At 34.9% G+C, this 20,241-nt stretch carries 12 protein-coding genes; 3 read left to right on the top strand and 9 right to left on the bottom strand.

Annotated features, from left to right (window positions below):
- Positions 1-2: 2 nt before the first annotated feature.
- The 4 genes from ACFOWM_RS01615 to ACFOWM_RS01600 all read right to left on the bottom strand — a co-directional run bounded on the left by ACFOWM_RS01615 (position 3) and on the right by ACFOWM_RS01600 (position 12,706).
- A complete protein-coding gene (locus tag ACFOWM_RS01615) occupies positions 3-4,547 on the bottom strand; it encodes an SdrD B-like domain-containing protein (RefSeq protein WP_379706143.1) in 4,545 nt (1,514 codons plus the stop codon).
- Positions 4,548-4,969: 422 nt separating this feature from the next.
- Positions 4,970-6,016 carry a T9SS type A sorting domain-containing protein gene (locus tag ACFOWM_RS01610; RefSeq protein ID WP_379706140.1) on the bottom strand — a complete coding sequence of 349 codons (1,047 nt, stop codon included), beginning with the start codon at positions 6,014-6,016 and terminating at the stop codon, positions 4,970-4,972.
- A 22-nt stretch (positions 6,017-6,038) separates the two neighbouring features.
- On the bottom strand, positions 6,039-11,351 hold the full coding sequence (locus tag ACFOWM_RS01605) for a beta strand repeat-containing protein (RefSeq protein WP_379706138.1): 5,313 nt from the start codon (positions 11,349-11,351) through the stop codon (positions 6,039-6,041).
- Between the two features lie 356 nt (positions 11,352-11,707).
- On the bottom strand, positions 11,708-12,706 hold the full coding sequence (locus ACFOWM_RS01600; protein WP_379706131.1) for a WD40/YVTN/BNR-like repeat-containing protein: 999 nt from the start codon (positions 12,704-12,706) through the stop codon (positions 11,708-11,710).
- Between the two features lie 112 nt (positions 12,707-12,818).
- On the opposite strand from ACFOWM_RS01600, the gene hutH reads away from it, so the two are divergent.
- Positions 12,819-14,315 carry a histidine ammonia-lyase gene (gene hutH, locus ACFOWM_RS01595; RefSeq protein WP_379706128.1) on the top strand — a complete coding sequence of 499 codons (1,497 nt, stop codon included), beginning with the start codon at positions 12,819-12,821 and terminating at the stop codon, positions 14,313-14,315.
- 19 nt (positions 14,316-14,334) lie between these two features.
- Positions 14,335-16,002: a urocanate hydratase gene (gene hutU / locus ACFOWM_RS01590; protein ID WP_379706125.1), complete on the top strand. Its 1,668-nt coding sequence runs from the start codon at positions 14,335-14,337 to the stop codon at positions 16,000-16,002.
- 57 nt (positions 16,003-16,059) lie between these two features.
- On the opposite strand, the gene ACFOWM_RS01585 is transcribed toward hutU, so the two are convergent.
- Positions 16,060-16,632 (bottom strand): pentapeptide repeat-containing protein, encoded by a 573-nt coding sequence (locus ACFOWM_RS01585; RefSeq protein WP_379706122.1) that lies wholly within the window; start codon positions 16,630-16,632, stop codon positions 16,060-16,062.
- Positions 16,633-16,649: 17 nt separating this feature from the next.
- Positions 16,650-17,009, bottom strand: coding sequence for a glyoxalase (locus ACFOWM_RS01580; protein ID WP_379706119.1), 360 nt, complete (start codon positions 17,007-17,009; stop codon positions 16,650-16,652).
- 215 nt (positions 17,010-17,224) lie between these two features.
- Between ACFOWM_RS01580 and ACFOWM_RS01575 the strand changes: the two genes are divergently transcribed.
- A complete protein-coding gene (locus ACFOWM_RS01575; protein ID WP_379706117.1) occupies positions 17,225-17,764 on the top strand; it encodes a helix-turn-helix domain-containing protein in 540 nt (179 codons plus the stop codon).
- A 427-nt stretch (positions 17,765-18,191) separates the two neighbouring features.
- On the opposite strand, the gene ACFOWM_RS01570 is transcribed toward ACFOWM_RS01575, so the two are convergent.
- The 3 genes from ACFOWM_RS01570 to ACFOWM_RS01560 form a co-directional block, all read right to left on the bottom strand.
- A complete protein-coding gene (locus ACFOWM_RS01570; RefSeq protein ID WP_379706115.1) occupies positions 18,192-18,932 on the bottom strand; it encodes a hypothetical protein in 741 nt (246 codons plus the stop codon).
- A 97-nt stretch (positions 18,933-19,029) separates the two neighbouring features.
- Positions 19,030-19,161 (bottom strand): hypothetical protein, encoded by a 132-nt coding sequence (locus ACFOWM_RS01565; RefSeq protein ID WP_379706113.1) that lies wholly within the window; start codon positions 19,159-19,161, stop codon positions 19,030-19,032.
- 295 nt (positions 19,162-19,456) lie between these two features.
- Positions 19,457-20,236 (bottom strand): SDR family NAD(P)-dependent oxidoreductase, encoded by a 780-nt coding sequence (locus ACFOWM_RS01560; protein WP_379706110.1) that lies wholly within the window; start codon positions 20,234-20,236, stop codon positions 19,457-19,459.
- Positions 20,237-20,241 lie beyond the last annotated feature (5 nt).

Below are 20,241 nucleotides of genomic sequence, written 5' to 3'. Positions count from 1 at the left end.
GACTATTTTTTGATTAAAGTAGTCGTAAAAATTTGTTTATTATCTTTCATTAATTTGATAGTATAAGCACCACTTGCTAAAGTATTTACTTGGTTGTAATTAATAAAATTATCACCAATTACAACAGCAAAACTTGCTTTCAAAACAATGCTTCCTTTTGCATCAAAAATTAGTAATGATGCTTGGGTATTGTTGGTTGATTGTACTTTAATATTTAAACGATCAACAAATGGATTAGGCCACACTTCAACAGTTGATGCATTATTCGGACGAACCACCACAATATTTGAGTAAACAATTTGGTTATTCGCATCTACAGATTTTATTCTGTAATACACTACTGCTGCGTTTTTATATGCACCTAAATCATTATTGGCTGTATAGTTAGAACGTACATTACTGTTACCAACAGCAGCGGCGTTTTGAACAAATTCAAAATGCGTACCATCAATACTACGTTCAATTTCAAAACGAACTACATTAATTTCAGCCTCGGTATACCATTTTAAATTGGTTGTACTATTGTTCAAAACTGCACTTAATACCAAGCCTTTAATTGCTAACAAATTAGGGTCTGGCGCAACAATACCACCATCAATGTTTTGGTTATTTTCATTTGGTAATAAAGTAAAATTGTCGGTTCTATTAGTACCAGCAGTAAAGTCACTGTTTTTATCATTACTTAAAACCGTTGCAGCACCACCAGTTACTAATGGAGCAAATTTACTTGTAACGGTGTTGGTAGATAATAAACCAGATAATTGTAAATAGTAACTACTACCTGTTGGTGCAACTGGAATATTATTGATAAAATAATAACCATTACCATCAGAAACAGCAGATGTTATTGGGGCGTTGTTAGCAGCATTATACAAGGTAACTGTAATACCAGCATAACCTCTTTCAGTAGCATCTTGTATACCATTGGCATTTGCATCTCTCCAAATATAATCTCCAACTGATGCAAATAAGCTTACTAAACCAGCATCAACATCTAACTTATTAGGAGTAGATGCATTTAATGTAAAGCTACTTGTACGAGCAGTAGTTGGGTCAACATCACTATCAGTATTGGCAGTACCACTTGTGCTATTTTTAGTAGTAAAGCCAGTGTTGCCAGGTAAACCTGTAAAACCAAGTGTATACGTACCGTAGGCTACATTTACAAATTTGTAAATACCATTATCATCAGTAACTGTAGAAGCGATGGCAACATTTGCACTGTTATAAAGTGTAACTAAAACACCAGCAACACCAGGTTCATTTGCATCTTGCACGCCATTTCTATTTAAATCATTCCAAACAAAATCACCAATGGTAGCAGTAGTGGTTGATCTTATACCAAAATCATAGTTATTATTGTTGGTACTTGCGGCTATTATGATTTCACCTGTTTCAAAATTAATTGTATTAGGGTCACTGTCATTATCCGCATTATTAGCAGTAGTTTGTGTAGTAGCAATAAACCCTGCTGGTAAATTATTAAACCCAATAATATAAGCACCAGCTTTTACATTGGTAAATAAATAATTGCCATTTGCATTGGTTACGGTATTATCAACTAAATTTTTGTTATCATCATATAAATAAACACTTACACCAGCAATACCTGACTCCGTTGTTTGATAAATACCATCACCATTCACATCATTCCAAACTAAGTTACCTATGGTTGAAACGCCTGCGTTGGTATTACGTAAACCAGCATCTATTGTATTATTAATTTCGCCAGCACCTAAGTTAAATGTATTTGTTTTGCTTGTTGTTGTGTTTGGGTCACTATCAATAGCTTTGTTTGTACCTACATTTTGTGTGGTAATTACATAACCTGAAGGTAAATTACTAAAACTAACTACATAAATGCCTGCAGGTAAATTAGTGAATTGATAATTACCTAATGCATCTGTTTTGGTAGCAGCAACAACAGTAGTACCATCGGCTTTGTATAATGTGACAGTAACAGCAGTAATACCTGGTTCATTAGCATCTTGCAAACCATTGCTATTTACATCTTCAAAAACCACATTGCCAATACTGCCTTGTGTATTAAATACTGAAGCTTTTTGTGTAACACCAAAATCAATATTATTAATAGCTGCAGTAGTGGCAGTTATTAATCCAGTTTTTCCAATAGATGGGTCAATATCGTTATCAATATTTACATCTGTACCAGCTTTTAAAGTACTAAAACCATAACCAGCAGGTAAATTACTTGTAGTAATATAATATTGGGTTCCAACAGTTAAACCTGTAAAACTGTAAAAACCATTTTTATTGGTAGTGGTGGTTTGTATTAAAGTATTAGCACTGTTGTACAAATACAATGTTAAACCGCCATAGCCAGGTTCGTTTGCAGATTGTAAACCATCTTTATTCAAATCATTCCATACAAAATCACCAATGGTAGTGGTTCCAGTAGCAGTTCTTCTTAAACCAGCATCAATATTAGTTCTTAACTGTTCTGCTAATAAAGTAATGGCTGATGTGTTGCCGGTTGTAGTGTTGATATCGCTATCAATATTATCATCAGCCCCAACTTTTGCAGTTGTAAGGGTAAAACCAGTAGGAGCAATTACTTTTATATAGTAACTACCTGCAGCCAAATTATTAAATACATAATTTCCCAAAACATCCGTTACAGCTGTTTGTAATAAAACATTTACATTGTTGTAAAGTTGAACAGTTACACCTGCTACGCCTGGTTCACCAGTGGTTTGTAAACCATCACTATTTAAATCATTCCACACTCTATCACCTAATGATGAACGCAATGTTGAAGCATAAATACCTGCATCAATATCATTATTAATGGTGTTTACAGCCACTGTAAAAGTATTAGAACGCAATGTTGTTGCATCAAAATCACTGTCGTTAGTAGCATTGCCACCGTTTGAAGTGGTGTTTTTTGTTGTAACTACAAAACCAGTAGGTAATGTAATTTTTATATAATAGTTACCAGCCGGCACATCATAAAATGCATAATTACCATTGTTATCAGTAATGGTACCAGCAACAAATACATCAGCAGAAGTAAATAAGCTTACTGTAACACCAGCAATACCTGGTTCAGTAGCATCTTGAACACCATTTTTATTAATATCATTCCAAACCCTATCACCAATTTTTGATGCACTCGTAATAAACATAGCTGCATCAACATAAGTAACAGTAGGGGTTGCTGAAGTTAATGTTATTGTATTGGTTAAACCAGTAGTTGCATTTGCATCACTATTTGCAGTACCAGTAATACCGGTATTATCAACATTTTGTGTTGTTAATTTATAGCCTTGTGGCACACTAAAACCAACTGTGTATGCAACACCAGTAGTACTTGAGTTTAACCTCGAAAACTTGTAGTTACCCAAAGCATCTGTTATAGTACTAGCAACTAGTTCATTGTTAGCATCGTATAAACTAACCGTAACACCTGCAATACCTAATTCGTTTGCATCTAATAATCCATTTTTATTGACATCGTTCCAAACTTTATCACCAATAGAGCCCATAAGTCTGAAACAAATATCATCTAAAGAATAATTGGTAGCGGCACCAGATTTATCAACAATGGCAATTTCAACAGTTGTTGTACCTGCTGCTGCTGTATAGTAACCGCTTACTTGTACCCAATTACCAATTGTTTGAAAAATTAAATTGCTATTGCTTATTTCAGTACCACCTACTCTTAAAGCTATATTAGGATTTGATGCATCTAATTTTGTAACCCATGCAGAAAATAAATAAGTGTTACCAGCAACTACATTTACTGATTTAAACCAAGCTCTTTTTGTTGCCAATGCATTACCACCAACTACCATCTGAAAATTTCCAGAATGTGCCGCAATATTTCTTGGGAAAATGCTATTAGCTAAGTAAGGATGATTTGTTACGTTGTAGTTTCCTACGTTTGTACCAATTGTATAGTCTGTTGATCCTGCGCCTGCAACAAAATTGTTATCAATGTAGGTATCAGTTGCAGCGTCATAATTTCTGTTTTCAAAACCACCGTAATAACCCGTTGCATTGTTTAAAATATTACCAATACAACCTGGTGTAGTACCGCCACAATCTCCAACAGATTTATAAATGTGTAGTCTTAAATATTTTGTTTCATTTAATGCTAAATCATCACCACCCCAAGTAGTACCAGCCGGTGCTCCACAAGGTGTTGCGTTATCCCTCATTAACAAACGAACAAAAACATCATCTAACGCAGCAGTGGCATTATTGATGGTAAGTGTAGGACCTAAGTTAGCAGCAGGACCTGATGCAAAACCACTCACAGTAAAAGTTGCACCATTAATAGTTGAGTTTGCAGTAAAACATTGCCAAACGCCTGATTTATCTCTAAACTGCCAAGCATAATAAGTTGCACCACCTGCAAAAGTTACCAATGCATTAATGGAAACTGTACTTCCAACAGTACAGCCTGTTGAAGTGAATGTTTCAATACGATGCGCTGTTGCTGAAAAACTACTGAAAATAATTGCCAAACAGAGCATTGCACTAATTACACTCGATTTAATCGAGTTTGTGTAAATTTTTTTCATGTTGTTACAATCCTTAAAAGGATTATGTTTAAGTTGTTAAAAGATGATTTTAAATTTCAAATAGACTTAAATCGTCATATTAAAATTTAAAACCTGCGGGGCTTGTACAAAGTATTGGAGTGACTATTTCTAAAGAAGATGGATTTTGTTAGGCATTTTGCTAACGAGGTGCAAGGATAGAACTTTTTTTATGATTAATTGTAAATTCACTATTATTTTTTAGTAAAAATGCTATTTTATTGAAAATAGATACGTAAAAATACTTATAATAATAATTATTCAACTATTAGAATTTTAATCATAAATAGTTGAATATAAATACTTAATGAATTATGTACGAAAAATAGTACATAGGTTCGTACCAAATTTTATACAAAAAAAAGCCCAACCGAAGTTGGGCTTACATTTATCTTATCATTGAATTAATCAATCGCTACTTTAATATTTTCAATAGTACCATTATTGTTCAATGATAATGTGTACATACCTCTCGAAAAGTTACTAACGTTTAGCTGATTGCTGCCATTTCTTAATTTCGCAACCATTACTTTACGACCTGTAGCATCTACTAAAAAAGCATCAGTAGTAGTGTTATTGTTGTTAGAAATGTTTACATTCAAAACACTTGAAGTTGGATTAGGGTAAACTAACACGGTGTTTTTGTCACAGTTTATTGATAAAGGTATGATACGGCTGTATTCAAAACTACCATCAACATTTACCATTTTCAAACGATAGTAAGCTTTTCCTTGAGCAGGGTTGTGAGCAGCTGAATAAGTAGCGTTACTACCTTTACCGTCAACAGTTGTAAATGCACTGTAGCGAACACCATCAGTACTGTATTCAACCACATAGTTTTTAAAGTTTACTTCTGCCGCTGATTTCCAATTTAATGTAGTAGTACATTTTGAAGCACTTGCATCAAAACTTGCTAAACGAACTGGCAACAAACCAGCTACCGTTAAACTAGTAGTTGAATTATCGTTTGCTGTTTGTGTATTACCTTGGCTTGCATTTGGAAGACCACCCAACAATGGGTTGTTTGCTGTAATGTATCCAATAGTTCCTGTAATAGAAGATGGACCTCCTTGTACAGTACCTTTCACAATGATATTTATATCAGCAACTGGGTTTATGCCTGCTGCACTCGTCATAGTACCACCAGTATTTGATAATCTGATTGTGTTATTAGTACCAGTAGTTAATGATTGAACCGTCCAACGTGGATCAGTTGTACCAGCCAAACCTATAATTTCAGCATTTGTACCTACTGAAATGGTAATTCGTAACGAATTAGCAACAATATCTCTGTTACCGTTATTACCGGTTGAAACATTTAAAGTACCTGTTGCGTTTTGAGCAATAGTAGCAGGTTGCATTAAAATGTTTATATCAAAATCTGCTGATTGTGCATTTACATTGCTTATTGCAATGAAAGCAGCCATTAAAATTGTGATTATCTTTTTCATATTATTTTGATTTTAAGAATGTTTAGTTTGCTGTGATGGTGGTTACAACTGAGTTATTGGTGTTATTGCTATCACCACCTGAACCATCAATAATTGTTACTGTAATGTTTTGACTCGTATTTACTGGTATACCTGGTTTTCTTGTGATGGTGAAACCAACCGGAGAAACACCAAAACCACTGATGTTTACGCCTGCTTTTAAAGTACAAGTAATAAATGATGCGTTTTCAGTGAACGACCAATCGCTATTATTTACTAATGAACCACCAAATACATTTGCAGTGGTTGCTGCTGTGTTGTAAGTGATATTAAAAGCTGATAATTTTCTAATTCTAAATACTACAGCACCGTTATTATTTTGGTTGATAATTTCACTAATATTTACTACCAAATCTCTTGTTGCACCATCAGCATTAAATGATAATGCATCGATGTCATTTGATGGTGTAAAATCAGGCACTGCTGGTTTTACTAAAATATGTAAAGTAGCACTTGCACATGCCTGAGGCGTACCGTTATCGCAAGTTGTGTATACAAAATCAACCGGACCAGCGAAACCTGCAACTGGAGTGAAAATGTATGAGCCATCTGCTGCTAATACCAATGTACCTTTTCCTGGTATGGTAGTAGTTTGAGTAGCTACGGTTTGGGTGTTACCTTCTGGGTCACTATCATTTGTTTTTACATTACCTGTTGTTACTACACCCGATGCAGTACTGATATGATCATCAGCAGCAGCAGTAGAATTTGGTGCTACAGTAGGTAATACTGTTACAATTTGGAATGCACTTGCACATTGTGCCGGTGTTTGGTTATCACAAACTGTGTACTTAATAGTATCAACCCCTACAAAACCAGTTGCTGGTGTGTAAGTGATATCACCAGTAGTAGAGTTTACTACCGCAGTACCACCATTTGTTGTGTTACCGTTAGCAGCACCATTTAAGTCAGTTATTACAACGGTTGATGGAACTAATGCTGAACCAGTTGTACCTGGTTGATCATTAACTAATGTTTTCAACGTTACTGGGTTATTACCTTTTGTAGAAGCAACATCAGTATTAGCTGTTGGTGGATTCGTTGAACCAGTAGCAGGATCTAAAACTGTGATCGTTAATAATTCATTTTTACATACACCACCATTGCAAACTGGTACTACAAATTGGTAAACACCAGCAGCAGAAGGAGTGAAGGTGTATGTTCCATCAGCAATTACTGTTGGTACATCGTTACTTGGGTTGGTTACACCAGCAACAGCAACAGCCGTTCCGTAAGTAGTACCCGGTTGTACTTTATCGTTGGTGCTTACATTACCTGTAACCGCAACGTTTTTATAGGTAACGTTAACATCTGGTGCAGTCACATTTTCTGGTACTTTAACCAAAATATGTAAAGTAGCACTTGCACATGCTTGTGGCGTACCGTTATCGCATGTGGTATACGCAAAGTCAACTGGACCAGTGAAACCAGCTACTGGAGTGAAGGTATATGAACCATCAGCATTCAATACTAAGGTACCTTTTCCTGCAATAGTTGTTGTTTGTGCAGTAACTGTTTGGGCGTCACCTTCTGCGTCTGTATCATTTGTTTTAACATTACCTGATGCTGCAACACCTGCTGGTGTTGAAATATGGTCATCAGCAGCTGAGGTAGTATTAGCAGCATTTGTTGGTAATACTGTAATTATTTGGAAAGCACTTGCACATTGTGCTGGTGTTTGATTATCACAAACTGTATATCTCACTGTATCTACACCTACAAAACCTGTAGCTGGTGTATAAGTGATATCTCCTGTTGTAGTATTTACTACTGCCGTACCACCTCTAGGTGTGTTACCTGCAGCAGCACCATTTAAGTCAGTTATTACAGCGGTTGATGGAACTAATGCTGAACCAGTTGTACCCGGTTGATCGTTTGCTAATGATTTAATTGTAACAGCTGCATTTACAAATGTTGATGCAATATCAGTATTTGCAGTTGGAGGATTCGTTGCACTGTTTTTATCTAAAACTGTAATCGTTAATAATTCATTTTTACATACACTACCATTGCACACTGGTACTACAAATTGGTAAACACCAGCAGCAGAAGGAGTGAAAGTGTATGTTCCATCAGCATTTACTGTTGGTACATCGTTACTTGGGTTGGTTACACCAGCAACAACAACAGCTGTTCCATAAGTAGTACCCGGTTGTACTTTATCGTTGGTACTTACATTACCTGTAACCGCAACGTTTTTATAGGTAACGTTAACATCTGGTGCAGTCACATTTTCTGGTACTTTAACCAAAATATGTAAAGTAGCACTTGCACATGCTTGTGGCGTACCGTTATCGCATGTGGTATACGCAAAGTCAACTGGACCAGTGAAACCAGCTACTGGAGTGAAGGTATAAGTACCGTTTGTGTTTAATACCAAAGTACCTTTTCCTGGAATTGTAGTGGTTTGTGCAGTAACTGTTTGGGTGTTACCTTCTGCATCTGTATCATTTGTTTTAACATTACCTGATGCTGCAACACCTGCTGGTGTTGAAATATGGTCATCAGCAGCTGAGGTGGTATTAGCAGCATTTGTTGGTAATACTGTAATTATTTGGAAAGCACTTGCACATTGTGCTGGTGTTTGATTATCACAAACTGTATATCTCACTGTATCTACACCTACAAAACCTGTAGCTGGTGTATAAGTGATATCTCCTGTTGTAGTATTTACTACTGCCGTACCACCTCTAGGTGTGTTACCTGCAGCAGCACCATTTAAGTCAGTTATTACAACGGTTGATGGAACTAATGCTGAACCAGTTGTACCCGGTTGATCGTTTGCTAATGATTTAATTGTTACAGCTGCATTTACAAATGTTGATGCAATATCAGTATTTGCAGTTGGAGGGTTCGTTGCACTGTTTTTATCTAAAACTGTAATCGTTAATAATTCATTTTTACAAACACCACCATTGCACACTGGTACTACAAATTGGTAAACACCAGCAGCGGTAGGAGTGAAAGTGTATGTTCCATCAGCATTTACTGTTGGTACATCGTTACTTGGGTTGGTTACACCAGCAACAGCAACAGCCGTTCCATAAGTAGTACCCGGTTGTACTTTATCGTTAGTACTTACATTACCTGTAACCGTAACGTTTTTATAGGTAACATTAACATCTGGGTTGGTATAATTACAATTGAAACCAGGTGTACCAAAAGGAATATTAGTAGTACCTACAAAAGCGCCAAATACATCTAAATAAGTTATAGCACCAAGTACGTTGTTATAAGTAATTTGAACTTCGTTCCATGGTTTAGAAGTAGTAAAACCAATATTACGTGGGGTTGATGAACCACCAATTGAAATTAAAATAGCATCTATATTTAATAAACTACCAGCTGTTCTACTTTCTTGCGCTACACCGTTTAAATAAGTAGTAATTGTTATTGCTGATAATAAATTTACTTCTAAGAAATTATTAGGATCTCTAACAACGAAACCAGCAGTTGTACCTGCAGGATATACTGAAATTTGGTCTCTAACTGAAATTGAACCTGATGTTAAAACACCCACTGTTAGATTAATACGGGCAAAATCTGTTGTGCTTGCTGTTACAACATTAATTGGGTTGGCAATGTTACAAGCAACACATGCAATAGTATTGATACCTGTACGAGTTCCTTCAATTACTGCCGGGAAAGCAGGTGTATTTAATAACGAAGTGCTGTTACAAGTTAACGTACCAGCGCAACCTTTTTGTAAAACCAAACTGTATACTCTAGTAGCACCTAAATTTACACTAACGGTATTAGCAACTGTAACTTTTACTTCATCAAAAGCTACTGTACTAACAATACCAACTACAGAACGAGGTGTACCAGATAATAATGAAGTATTAGCTGTTATTAATTGACTGCTACCAGTACCAGTTTGTACAACTGTACCGTTGTTTAATAATGTTATTGTGAAATTGCCTAAAACATTGGCGTTTAAAAGACTTGCATTTTCAATATCAAAACCTGCATAAGTACCAGCAGGGTAGGTAGTTAACTGATCTTTAACCGCTAAGCTACCATTTGCTAATACACCAGCGGTTAATACTATTTCAGCATAATTGGTGGCATTGTTATCAATTACATTTGATGCATCATTAACAGCACAACCTACACAAGCTACACCATTAATACCAGTGTTTGCAACATCAATAAAAACAGGATATGTAGGCTCAGATATTGTAGTTTGAGTGTTACAAACTAAATCTGGCCCAGCACAGAAACGTTTAATAATTGCATTATATACTTCGGTTGATCCTAAATTAACACCTACCACTTGGTTAACGGTGAATCTTACTTCATCAAATGATTGAGAAGTTACAAACCCAACCACCTGGCGGTTGCCGGCAGTTAACAAAGGAGCGCCAATTAGTAATTGATTAGCAGCTTTTGACTCTCTTTGTACACCATTTAAATAAGTTGTGATGGTGATGTTGCTTATTAAATTTAAACTTAGTAAAGTTGGATTAGCAACATCAAAACCTGCGAAGTAACCAGCAGGGTAATCTGTAATTTGATCTTTTACAGCAATGCTACCACTTGCTAAAATACCAACAGGTAATGCAATTGTAGCGAAATCATCTGTATTGCTATTAACTACATTGGTTTCATTTGAAATAGTTCCTAAAGTAATTCCGGTTAAACCAGTATGACTAGCTTCAATTGCAGCTGGGTATGATGGTGCAACTAAAGGCGTATTGGTATTACATACAGGTGTAGCACCTGCACAAAAACGTTCAACCTCGGCATAATAAACCGATACTGAACCAGCAACTCCAATTGTACCAAATGTAAATCTAATTCTATCGAAATTTTTGGTAGTTACGAAACCTAAACGACCAGTTGATGATAATAAACCTATTGAAATTAATGAACCACCACTTACACTTTCTTGTAAAGTATTACCTAAGTAGGTTGAAACGGTAACATTGCCAAATAAACCTAACAAAGTATTATTATCAACTACAAAACCAGCATACGTACCTGCAGGATAAACATTAGCTCCAGTTGCATTATTATCCTTTACCTCAACGAATGCTGAACCTATTGCTAATAAAAAATTCCAACTAGCATTGTTGGTAAGGTTAGCATCAATCAAATTTGCTTTAGGAGAAAATTGATCACCAAAAAATTGGCTTGATGTTACGGTGAGGTTTGAATAATTGGCACTCACTAATGGTGAAAAAGTGTTACAAGGGGCATTGCTTACTTGTGCATGCGTTGTTAGTGCTAAAGTGAAAATCAATATTAATATTGATGTTAACTTTAAAATGCTTTTGGTAAAATGACAGTTCATGTTTCTTTTTTTAAAGATTTAATATTCTAATCTGATAACCGGATTAATTGTTATACTTAAAGATTTTCAACTACGTAAAAATACTTTTTCGTATAAAGGATGTTTAGGCTGTCTTAAGATAAAAGATATGGATATATTAAATAATTAAAAATCCATTAAGGATTTTTCGGAGGAAAGTGGAGAAATACTTGAAACGTTAAATACACCACAAAGAAAATAAAAAAAATAATATAATAGTAAAAATACTCATTATTTTTTTTGACAATTTTATTACTATGCAAAAAAAATATCCATAAAATATTCATTATGAACATTTTATGGATATAAATTTATTGAAAAATTATTTACTTATAACATTAATTTAAAATAAGTCTAGCTACTTTTCCATTATTTCCTGCTAAAAATACTACACTTCCATACTTTGAACGCTTACAAACATGAAATCCTTCATCAGAAATATGAGTAAAACTACTCAAATTATTACTCGTAATATCAACACCGTTTAAACCACAGGTAATCCAAGTAGAATTACTAATATAATCAATACAACTTCTGTAACCGAAAGGTAAAACTGTGGGTACTTTCCACGTTTTACCAGCATCAGTTGAGAAAATGCAATTTTGAATTCGGTCATTTTTCTTATTAAAATCACCACCAACAACGGCAATAAACTTTTTTCCATTGGTAGCAAATGAATTAGCGCCTGTACTTTCTTGTCCTTGTAAAAGTGGTAATACCGTAACTGCACCATTACTGTTATAATATTTTGATGCTTTACCACCACTTACAAAATGAAATTTCTTTTTATTAATGAGCTTGATATTGGTGCCACTGCTTGCAAAAAATGCTTCACCACTATCGGGTTTTGCTTTAATGGTGGTTGATATATCTTTCCATGTATTGCCACCATCTATTGTTTTTGCTAAAAATAATTTACCATCAATAGGGTCGCCCACAACTATTCCGTTATTGGCATCATAAAAATCAATGGCATCTAAAAACATATCTTTTTGTGCATTCTTATACACTTGTTTCCATGTTTCACCACCATCAGTTGTTTTTAAAATATACGCTGGTGAAGCAATCGCAATGATGATAGCAGTATTTTCATCAAAAGCTTCAATATCTCTGAATTCGGCCTTTTCAAAATCTTTTACAACAAACCAGCGCCAAGTGATGCCGCCATCTAAACTTTTTCCGACTGTACCATTGCTGCCACTTACCCAAATAATTTGATCATTGATGGCTGATAAACCTCGTAATGATGATTTTGTACCAGAATTTAAAATTTGAATTGATTGTGCACTTCCCAAAAAAGTAGTTAATAATAATAGTAGGGCTAATAATATTCTCATAAGATTTATGTTATAACATTTAATTATACAATGCTACTAAAAATGATTGAATGGCTTGCAATAATATTATTTACTATTTTTGATTACATCAGTTTTTACTAAAACAATTTTAATGAGTTACAACTATTTACCACTAGATAGAAAGCATACCAATTTTCAACAAATAAAAAATTTATTAGCCTACGACCAACTAGTATCCATCACTTTTGATGCGCATGAACGCATAGCCCATTGTAGAGCTTATTTAGATACTAAAATGAATAACAACCAAGCATTGTTTTATGGTATCAATACGGGCTTTGGATATTTACAAAATGTACAAATTGATGATACGCAATTAGAAGCCTTACAAAATAATTTATTGAAATCACATGCATGTGGTGTAGGTGATGAAGTGCCTAGCGATATAGTTAAGTTGATGTTGATGCTCAAAATAAAATCATTAAGTTACGGACACTCAGGGGTACAAATTGATACAGTAAAAAGGTTGATGGATATGTACAACCATCAAATGCTACCAGTAATTTATACACAAGGTTCATTGGGTGCATCGGGTGATTTAGCGCCATTGAGTCATTTAAGTTTACCATTAATAGGTTTGGGTGATGTGTATTTACAAGGAAAAAAAATGACGGCTGCTGCTGCACTTGAACAATTAGGATGGACGCCCATTGCATTACAAAGCAAAGAAGGACTAGCTTTGATTAATGGTACTCAATTTATGAGTGCTTACGGTCTGCATAATTTAATTGCAGCTGAAAGATTAATCAATTGGGCACAACATATTGCTGCTATTAGTTACGATGCGTTTGATTGTGTTTCAGAGCCATTGAATGAGGCAATACACACTATAAGGCCACACAAAGGACAATCACAAACGGCTGCGACATTACGTAGTTTACTCAGCGGTAGTGAAATTCAATTACAAAATAAGCAACAAGTACAAGATCCCTATTCCTTCAGATGTATACCTCAAGTACATGGAGCCACCATTGATACTTATAATTATGTAAAAGATATTTTTATTACAGAAATCAATGCAGTTACCGATAACCCTAATATTTTTCCTGATGAAGATTTGATTGTAAGTGGTGGCAATTTTCACGGACAACCGCTGGCATTAGCTGCTGATTTTCTTGCTATCGCAATTGCAGAAATAGGGAGTATTAGTGAAAGAAGAACGTACCAATTAATAAGCGGACAAAGAAATTTACCTCCTTTCTTAATTAAAAATCCTGGCTTACACTCTGGCTTAATGATCACACAATATACTGCTGCAGGCATTGTAAGTGAAAATAAACAATTGTGTACACCATCATCTGTAGACTCCATACCATCAAGCAATAACCAAGAAGATCATGTAAGTATGGGGGCTAATGGAGCAGTAAAATGCAAAAGGGTTATTGATAATGTGGAGAAAATATTAGCGATTGAACTTATTACCGCTGCGCAGGCACTTGATTTTAGGCGCCCACTCCGTACCTCACCAAAGTTAGAAGCCATCATTACTGCATTTAGAGCAATTGTTAGCTTTAATGAAGCAGATAGAATTTTACACGACGATATTTTAAAAACGATTTCATTTTTACGAACTTATCAATTTCAATAACATCATTAAAATAAATGACATGACACCATTGTACGATTTTGAAAAGTACAAAACACCTACAGGTACTACCTTACAATGCAAAGGTTGGGTACAAGAAGCTGCACTTAGAATGTTACTCAACAACCTCGACCCTGATGTGGCAGAACGACCAGAAGAATTGATAGTGTATGGCGGAAGGGGTAAAGCGGCAAGAAATATTGAATCACTTGACCTTATAATAAAAGCCCTTAAAGATTTGGAGGAAGATGAAACCTTGCTTATTCAAAGTGGTAAACCGGTTGCCATGCTAAAAACCAATAAAGATGCACCAAGGGTATTACTATCTAATTCACAATTGGTGCCTAATTGGGCCAACTGGAAACACTTTGATGAGCTAGAAAAAAAAGGGCTGATGATGTATGGCCAAATGACTGCTGGTAGCTGGATTTATATTGGCAGCCAAGGTATTGTACAAGGCACTTATGAAACCTACCGAGCAGTAGCTGATAAACATTTTGGTGGCACTTTAAAAGGCACACTCAATGTTACTGCAGGTTTAGGTGGCATGGGTGGTGCACAACCATTGGCTATTACCATGAATGAAGGAGTGGCTTTAGTGGCAGAAGTTGAACCTTGGAGGGTTGATAAACGCTTAGAAACAAAATACCTCGATGTACGTTACGATGATATTGACGAAGCCATTGATGCAGCATTATCAGCCAAAGCTAACGGTACAGCCATTAGTATTGGGGTAGTTTGTAACGCTATTGCATTGCTGCAAAGGTTAATTGAACGTAATATAGTACCTGATACACTCACCGATCAAACATCGGCACACGACCCACTTATTGGTTATATACCACACAATTTAACCAACCATGAGGCAGATGCTTTACGAGTGCAAAACCCTGATGAATATGTAAATATGAGTTACGATAGCATGCGTTTGCATGTAGAGTTGATGTTACAACTTCAAAAAAGTGGCGCTATTACTTTTGATTATGGAAACAACTTAAGGGCCCGAGCTTTTGAAAGAGGTTTAACCAATGCCTTTGATTTTCCTGGTTTTGTACCTGCATATATTCGTCCGTTGTTTTGTGAAGGAAAAGGTCCGTTTAGATGGGCTGCTTTAAGTGGCGACCCAGAAGATATTGCAGTGACAGATGCTTTGATGATGGAATTATTTCCTGAAAACGAAGGCATGATTCGTTGGATGAAAATGGCCAAAGAAAAAATTGCTTTTCAAGGGTTGCCGGCTCGTATATGTTGGATAGGACAAGGCGAAAGAGAGAAAGCCGGTTTGGCTTTTAATGAATTGGTTCGTACCGGTAAAGTAAAAGCACCTATTGTAATTGGTAGAGACCATTTAGATACCGGAAGTGTAGCAAGCCCTAACCGTGAAACTGAAGCGATGTTAGATGGTAGCGATGCCGTTGCCGATTGGCCTATTTTAAATGCATTGGTTAATACAGCAGGTGGTGCTAGCTGGGTGAGTTTGCACCATGGCGGAGGCGTAGGCATGGGTTACAGTATACACTCGGGTATGGTCATTGTTGCTGATGGAACGCCAGAAGCGGCTGCACGTTTGAGCCGTGTGTTACGCAACGACCCTGGCATGGGTGTAATTCGCCATGCTGATGCTGGCTATGATGTTGCTAAAGATTGTGCAAGAAAACATAGATTAGATATTAAAGAGCGTTTACAATAAATACTCATTAATAGGTTGATTGTATTTTAAGGTTGTTGCAAAAATGCAGCAACCTTTTTATTTCACTACAATATCAAAATGGTTTAATAACCCAACCACACTAGGCATGGTGAAAACAGCTTTTTTAATGGAATTATGAAGAGGGTTAATGTTAAAATTAATGGCAGTAGAAAAATTTGCTGCGTTCAATCTAGTTTGATCAAAAACAGCACCAGCTAAATCTGTATCATGAAAGCTAGCTTTTGTTAAGTCTGCTTCAGTAAAATCAACCTCATGCAATATACAGTTGGTAAACTCAGTTAGTTTCATTTTTACTTTAAAGAAAGTTGATTGCGACAGGTTACAATGTTGAAAACGGAACGATAAATTAAAGGGGTTACAATAATCAAATCGTAAGCCCAATAATTTGCAATCAATAAAATGTGCGTTCACCAAAAAACTGTTGGCAATATTGCTCATACTAAAATTACAATGGGTAAAAGTACAATCTACCCACTTGGTATACTGTACATCAACCCCCATAAAATTACAATGTACAAATTGGCAATTTTCATAAGTAGTCACTTGAAAAGGGGTTACTGTAAAATCGATCGACTCAAATTGTTCATCTTCAATAATAATATGGTTCATGCTTATTATAAATTTATTTAAACATTAAAATGCCCAAAATGCCATAAAATACCAGAAGGGTCGTGCAAAAAACATTCAGCGCCCCAAGGTTGATAATGAACTGGTTTTAACTGAGCTTCAGGAAATTGTTGTGTAATATTTTTTGAAAGTAAATAGGCATAAAAATCAGCGGCATTATCAACTTCTACAAAAACCATCGTATTATCAATCCAATCTTTCACATAAGCATCTTGCAAATAAAAAGCAATACCGTTCATTTTAAAAACAGATAAAATAGGAGAAATACTGATTTCTTCAAAACCAACTGTATTGTAAAATAGTTTAGATACCTCAAAGTTTGTTGTACCAATAAATGGTCTAATTGAATGAATTTGCATTGTAGTTTATTAAAAAATTAAAATTTATAAGAATAAAATTCAATGAGTCATCATACCAAAATGAAAGCTTTTTGTTTGTGCTTTTATGTGCATAACGCAATATAAATATTTGAGGCATTTATAAAAGTGTACATTTAGTAGTGACACACTTTAAACAGCTCTCTTTTAACTTCACTAATACCATCTTATAATTTATGACAATATACATTAAATATATGGTCAGTTTGCGCTGTAAGTTAGTAGTAAAAGATGCTTTACTTGCTTTAAACATTCCTTATAAATCAATTGAATTAGGCGTAGTTGAATTAACTGAAGACATTAGTAAACAACAACAACAGCAACTTAAAGAAAATTTATTATTAACGGGTTTAGAAGTTTTAGATGATAAAAAAGCCATTTTAATTGACAAAATAAAAAACGTTATTATTGAAATGGTTCATTATGCTGATGAATTGCCAAACGTTAATTACTCTACATACATCAGCAATAAGCTAAATCATGATTACACCTATTTAAGTAATGCTTTTTCTGAAGTGAAAGGTATTACCATTCAACAATATATTATTAACCATAAAATTGAAAAAGTAAAAGAGTTATTGATGTATGGTGAACTCAACCTTACAGAAATATCGTACAAATTCAACTACAGCAGTGTAGCCCATTTATCAAACCAATTTAAAAAAGTTACCGGTTTATCACCTAGTTACTTTAAAAAACTAAAAAAGCAACGTAAAACGAATTTAGAAGATATATAAGTTGTATTTACACAAATAGGAATTGCCTTTGCAAATACTTTAAACCAAGTTAATGACTGCTACTGCCCATTAATATTACCGTACTTTATTACTGTTTTTTTATTTTTTTGAATGGCTGAATATTTACTACAATTATGTGTGGGCTATAGTTGCTAACTAATTAATTTATTACAGTATTGACTGTAACATGAGCTAGTGCAATTATTTTAAATGCTAAGGCTATTATTCTTTTTGCTAAAACAATTTTACTAAATGCTAAAGTTATTTTTCTAACAGCTAAAATGATTTTTCTTTTTGTTATTAGCATATTCTTATTTGCTAAAAAGATTTTTCTTTTTGCTAGAATTAACTTTTAAAAAGCTAAGGAAATATTTTAAATGGCTACACCAAATTTTGTTTTTGATGTAGCCATTTTTCTTTTTGTGGTTTAAATTACTTTTTGTTGCTTAAATTTTATACCACTTATTTGTTTGTACTCTGGACTTGTAGCGCCGAATACTGATTTTACATAGTCTTTCACATCTTGTGCAATGGAAACTAAACCTGTTTTTTCGAGGTATAGCCCTTTGTCTCGTGCCATACGTGCTGTACTAATGGCTGCGTATTGGGTGGCTACTTCGTTGTTGTTGTTTACCATTTCAGCAATTAAAGCTTTTAATGTTACTACTTGTAAATCGGTTTCGTTGGGTGCGTAAGACGGTTCATTTTGTAACACTGCTACCAACCCACTTAAATGTTGTGTTTGCTGATCGTACGATTGTTGGCTTGCACTAATTGTTTTGGGTACTGGTGTTGCTGCTGGGTCAGTAGGGGTTGATGGTACTGCACTTGCTCTTTTGCCTTGTATTTTACGGTTAAAGCCTTTTGCATCGGCAAGTGTTTTTTCGGCAGCATCGGTTGTGGCTAATGCGTTTACCAACCTTGTTGCTAAGCTTTTTACGTTGGCAAACTTTGCAAACCGCTGGTTTACGGCAATATTGTAGCTGCTTGTTTTGTTTAAAACATCGGTTAGGTTGGTTTGCTCTTGTACTAACCTTGCTTGTAAGTTAGCTAATTTTAATGTTGTTTTTGAAGGGTTGTAGGTACCTCCATACTGAATTACAAAAGCGATTAAACTTTGAAAGTTTGCAATGTTTTTTGCATGGCCTGTTTCTGTTGTAGCTGGCATGAGATTAATTTTTTATAGTTTACGAATACTTGTAAATAAATAAAAAATTATAATAATAAACTATAGCGTTTTGTAATAACTCAAATTACACTTTGAATTAATCAATTTTTTTTATCACTAAATTTCCTGCTAAACAATCAATTTTATACATGGGTTTACCATTAATAAGATTTTGTATTGTTGGGATGTGCACATCATTGAGGTAAATACCTAAATAAATTGCCTCCATTGAATTTTTAATAGAACAATACTCATGATCACTATTTTTTGAAAAGAGATATTGTCGCAACGTCATGCAGGAGCAGAGACGGTGCTGCGAAGTAAACTCCATACTTTTTAGAGCGGTAATAAATGGATGTGTACTGTAAGGAAGCAACACAAAAAAAGTTTTCGTATTTAAAGAATTTAATGGAGATATTGTCGCAAAGTCCTGCAGGAGCAGAGACGTTGCTGCGAAGTAGTTTAATAGAATTCCGTCAGCCCCGCTTTTGGCAATACCTTGTTAGCGGTAGTGGGCTTGTCCGTCAATGTTTAATACTTGCTAAATTCTTTTTAATTTTCATCATTATTTTGTCTGGTGTTACTCTTGGTAAATTACTCAAAAACCAATTCAAAAACCCGACAATTTTTTTGCCTTTTCCGTTTATAAAAAGCTCTACACCTGCTTTTGCAACAACATCTGCTGGCATTGGTTTGTTGGTATTCATTGCATTTGTCTTTCTCATTGCGTTTGTATGAAATGGTGTTTCAACTGTTCCTGGGCAAAGTGCTGTAACAATTACGCCTGTTTCTTCCAATTCGGTTGCAACTGTTTCAGTAAAAGCTAATACAAAACTTTTGGTTGCTGAATAGACTGAATAGTAAGGAAAGGGCAAAAATGAAAGTAATGAAGCTACATTCATAATTTTTCCTTTCCCTTGTTTTGCCATATCAGCACCAAAAAGCTTTGTAAGCCTAACCAATGCTGTAATATTTACAGCTATCATTTCTTCATCATTTTTTAAAGGCATTTCAGTGAAATTTCCATAATCGCCAAAACCTGCATTATTAATTAAGCCTGTTACCAAATAATTATTTTGTTTGATGTGATTATATAAATCTTGTGCAGCATTTGGTTCGGACAAATCGTAAAGCAAATATTCTACTTCAATTTTATATTGAGTATGTAATTCATGTTGAAGTTTTTGTAATTTATCTTCGCTTCTTGCCACTAAAAGCAAATTGTAGTTTTTAATTGCCAATTGTTTTGCCATTTCATAACCAATACCTGAACTTGCTCCTGTAATTAAAATGTATTCTTTCATTTTGA

The organism is Ferruginibacter yonginensis (assembly GCF_042651465.1).
Taxonomy (GTDB): Bacteria; Bacteroidota; Bacteroidia; order Chitinophagales; family Chitinophagaceae; genus Ferruginibacter; species Ferruginibacter yonginensis.
Note: the sequence above shows the minus strand (reverse complement) of the source record. Positions and strands in the feature narration are given on the sequence as shown.

What these genes read in the sequence shown, in the direction of transcription:
- ACFOWM_RS01575 (WP_379706117.1), top strand. Translation starts at nt 17,225, where the DNA reads ATGGTCAGTTTGCGCTGTAAGTTAGTAGTAAAAGATGCTTTACTTGCT.
- hutH (WP_379706128.1), top strand. Translation starts at nt 12,819, where the DNA reads ATGAGTTACAACTATTTACCACTAGATAGAAAGCATACCAATTTTCAA.
- ACFOWM_RS01615 (WP_379706143.1), bottom strand. Translation starts at nt 4,547, where the DNA reads ATGAAAAAAATTTACACAAACTCGATTAAATCGAGTGTAATTAGTGCA.
- ACFOWM_RS01585 (WP_379706122.1), bottom strand. Translation starts at nt 16,632, where the DNA reads ATGAACCATATTATTATTGAAGATGAACAATTTGAGTCGATCGATTTT.
- ACFOWM_RS01565 (WP_379706113.1), bottom strand. Translation starts at nt 19,161, where the DNA reads ATGGAGGCAATTTATTTAGGTATTTACCTCAATGATGTGCACATCCCA.
- ACFOWM_RS01600 (WP_379706131.1), bottom strand. Translation starts at nt 12,706, where the DNA reads ATGAGAATATTATTAGCCCTACTATTATTATTAACTACTTTTTTGGGA.
- ACFOWM_RS01605 (WP_379706138.1), bottom strand. Translation starts at nt 11,351, where the DNA reads ATGAACTGTCATTTTACCAAAAGCATTTTAAAGTTAACATCAATATTA.
- hutU (WP_379706125.1), top strand. Translation starts at nt 14,335, where the DNA reads ATGACACCATTGTACGATTTTGAAAAGTACAAAACACCTACAGGTACT.
- ACFOWM_RS01560 (WP_379706110.1), bottom strand. Translation starts at nt 20,236, where the DNA reads ATGAAAGAATACATTTTAATTACAGGAGCAAGTTCAGGTATTGGTTAT.
- ACFOWM_RS01580 (WP_379706119.1), bottom strand. Translation starts at nt 17,009, where the DNA reads ATGCAAATTCATTCAATTAGACCATTTATTGGTACAACAAACTTTGAG.
- ACFOWM_RS01570 (WP_379706115.1), bottom strand. Translation starts at nt 18,932, where the DNA reads ATGCCAGCTACAACAGAAACAGGCCATGCAAAAAACATTGCAAACTTT.
- ACFOWM_RS01610 (WP_379706140.1), bottom strand. Translation starts at nt 6,016, where the DNA reads ATGAAAAAGATAATCACAATTTTAATGGCTGCTTTCATTGCAATAAGC.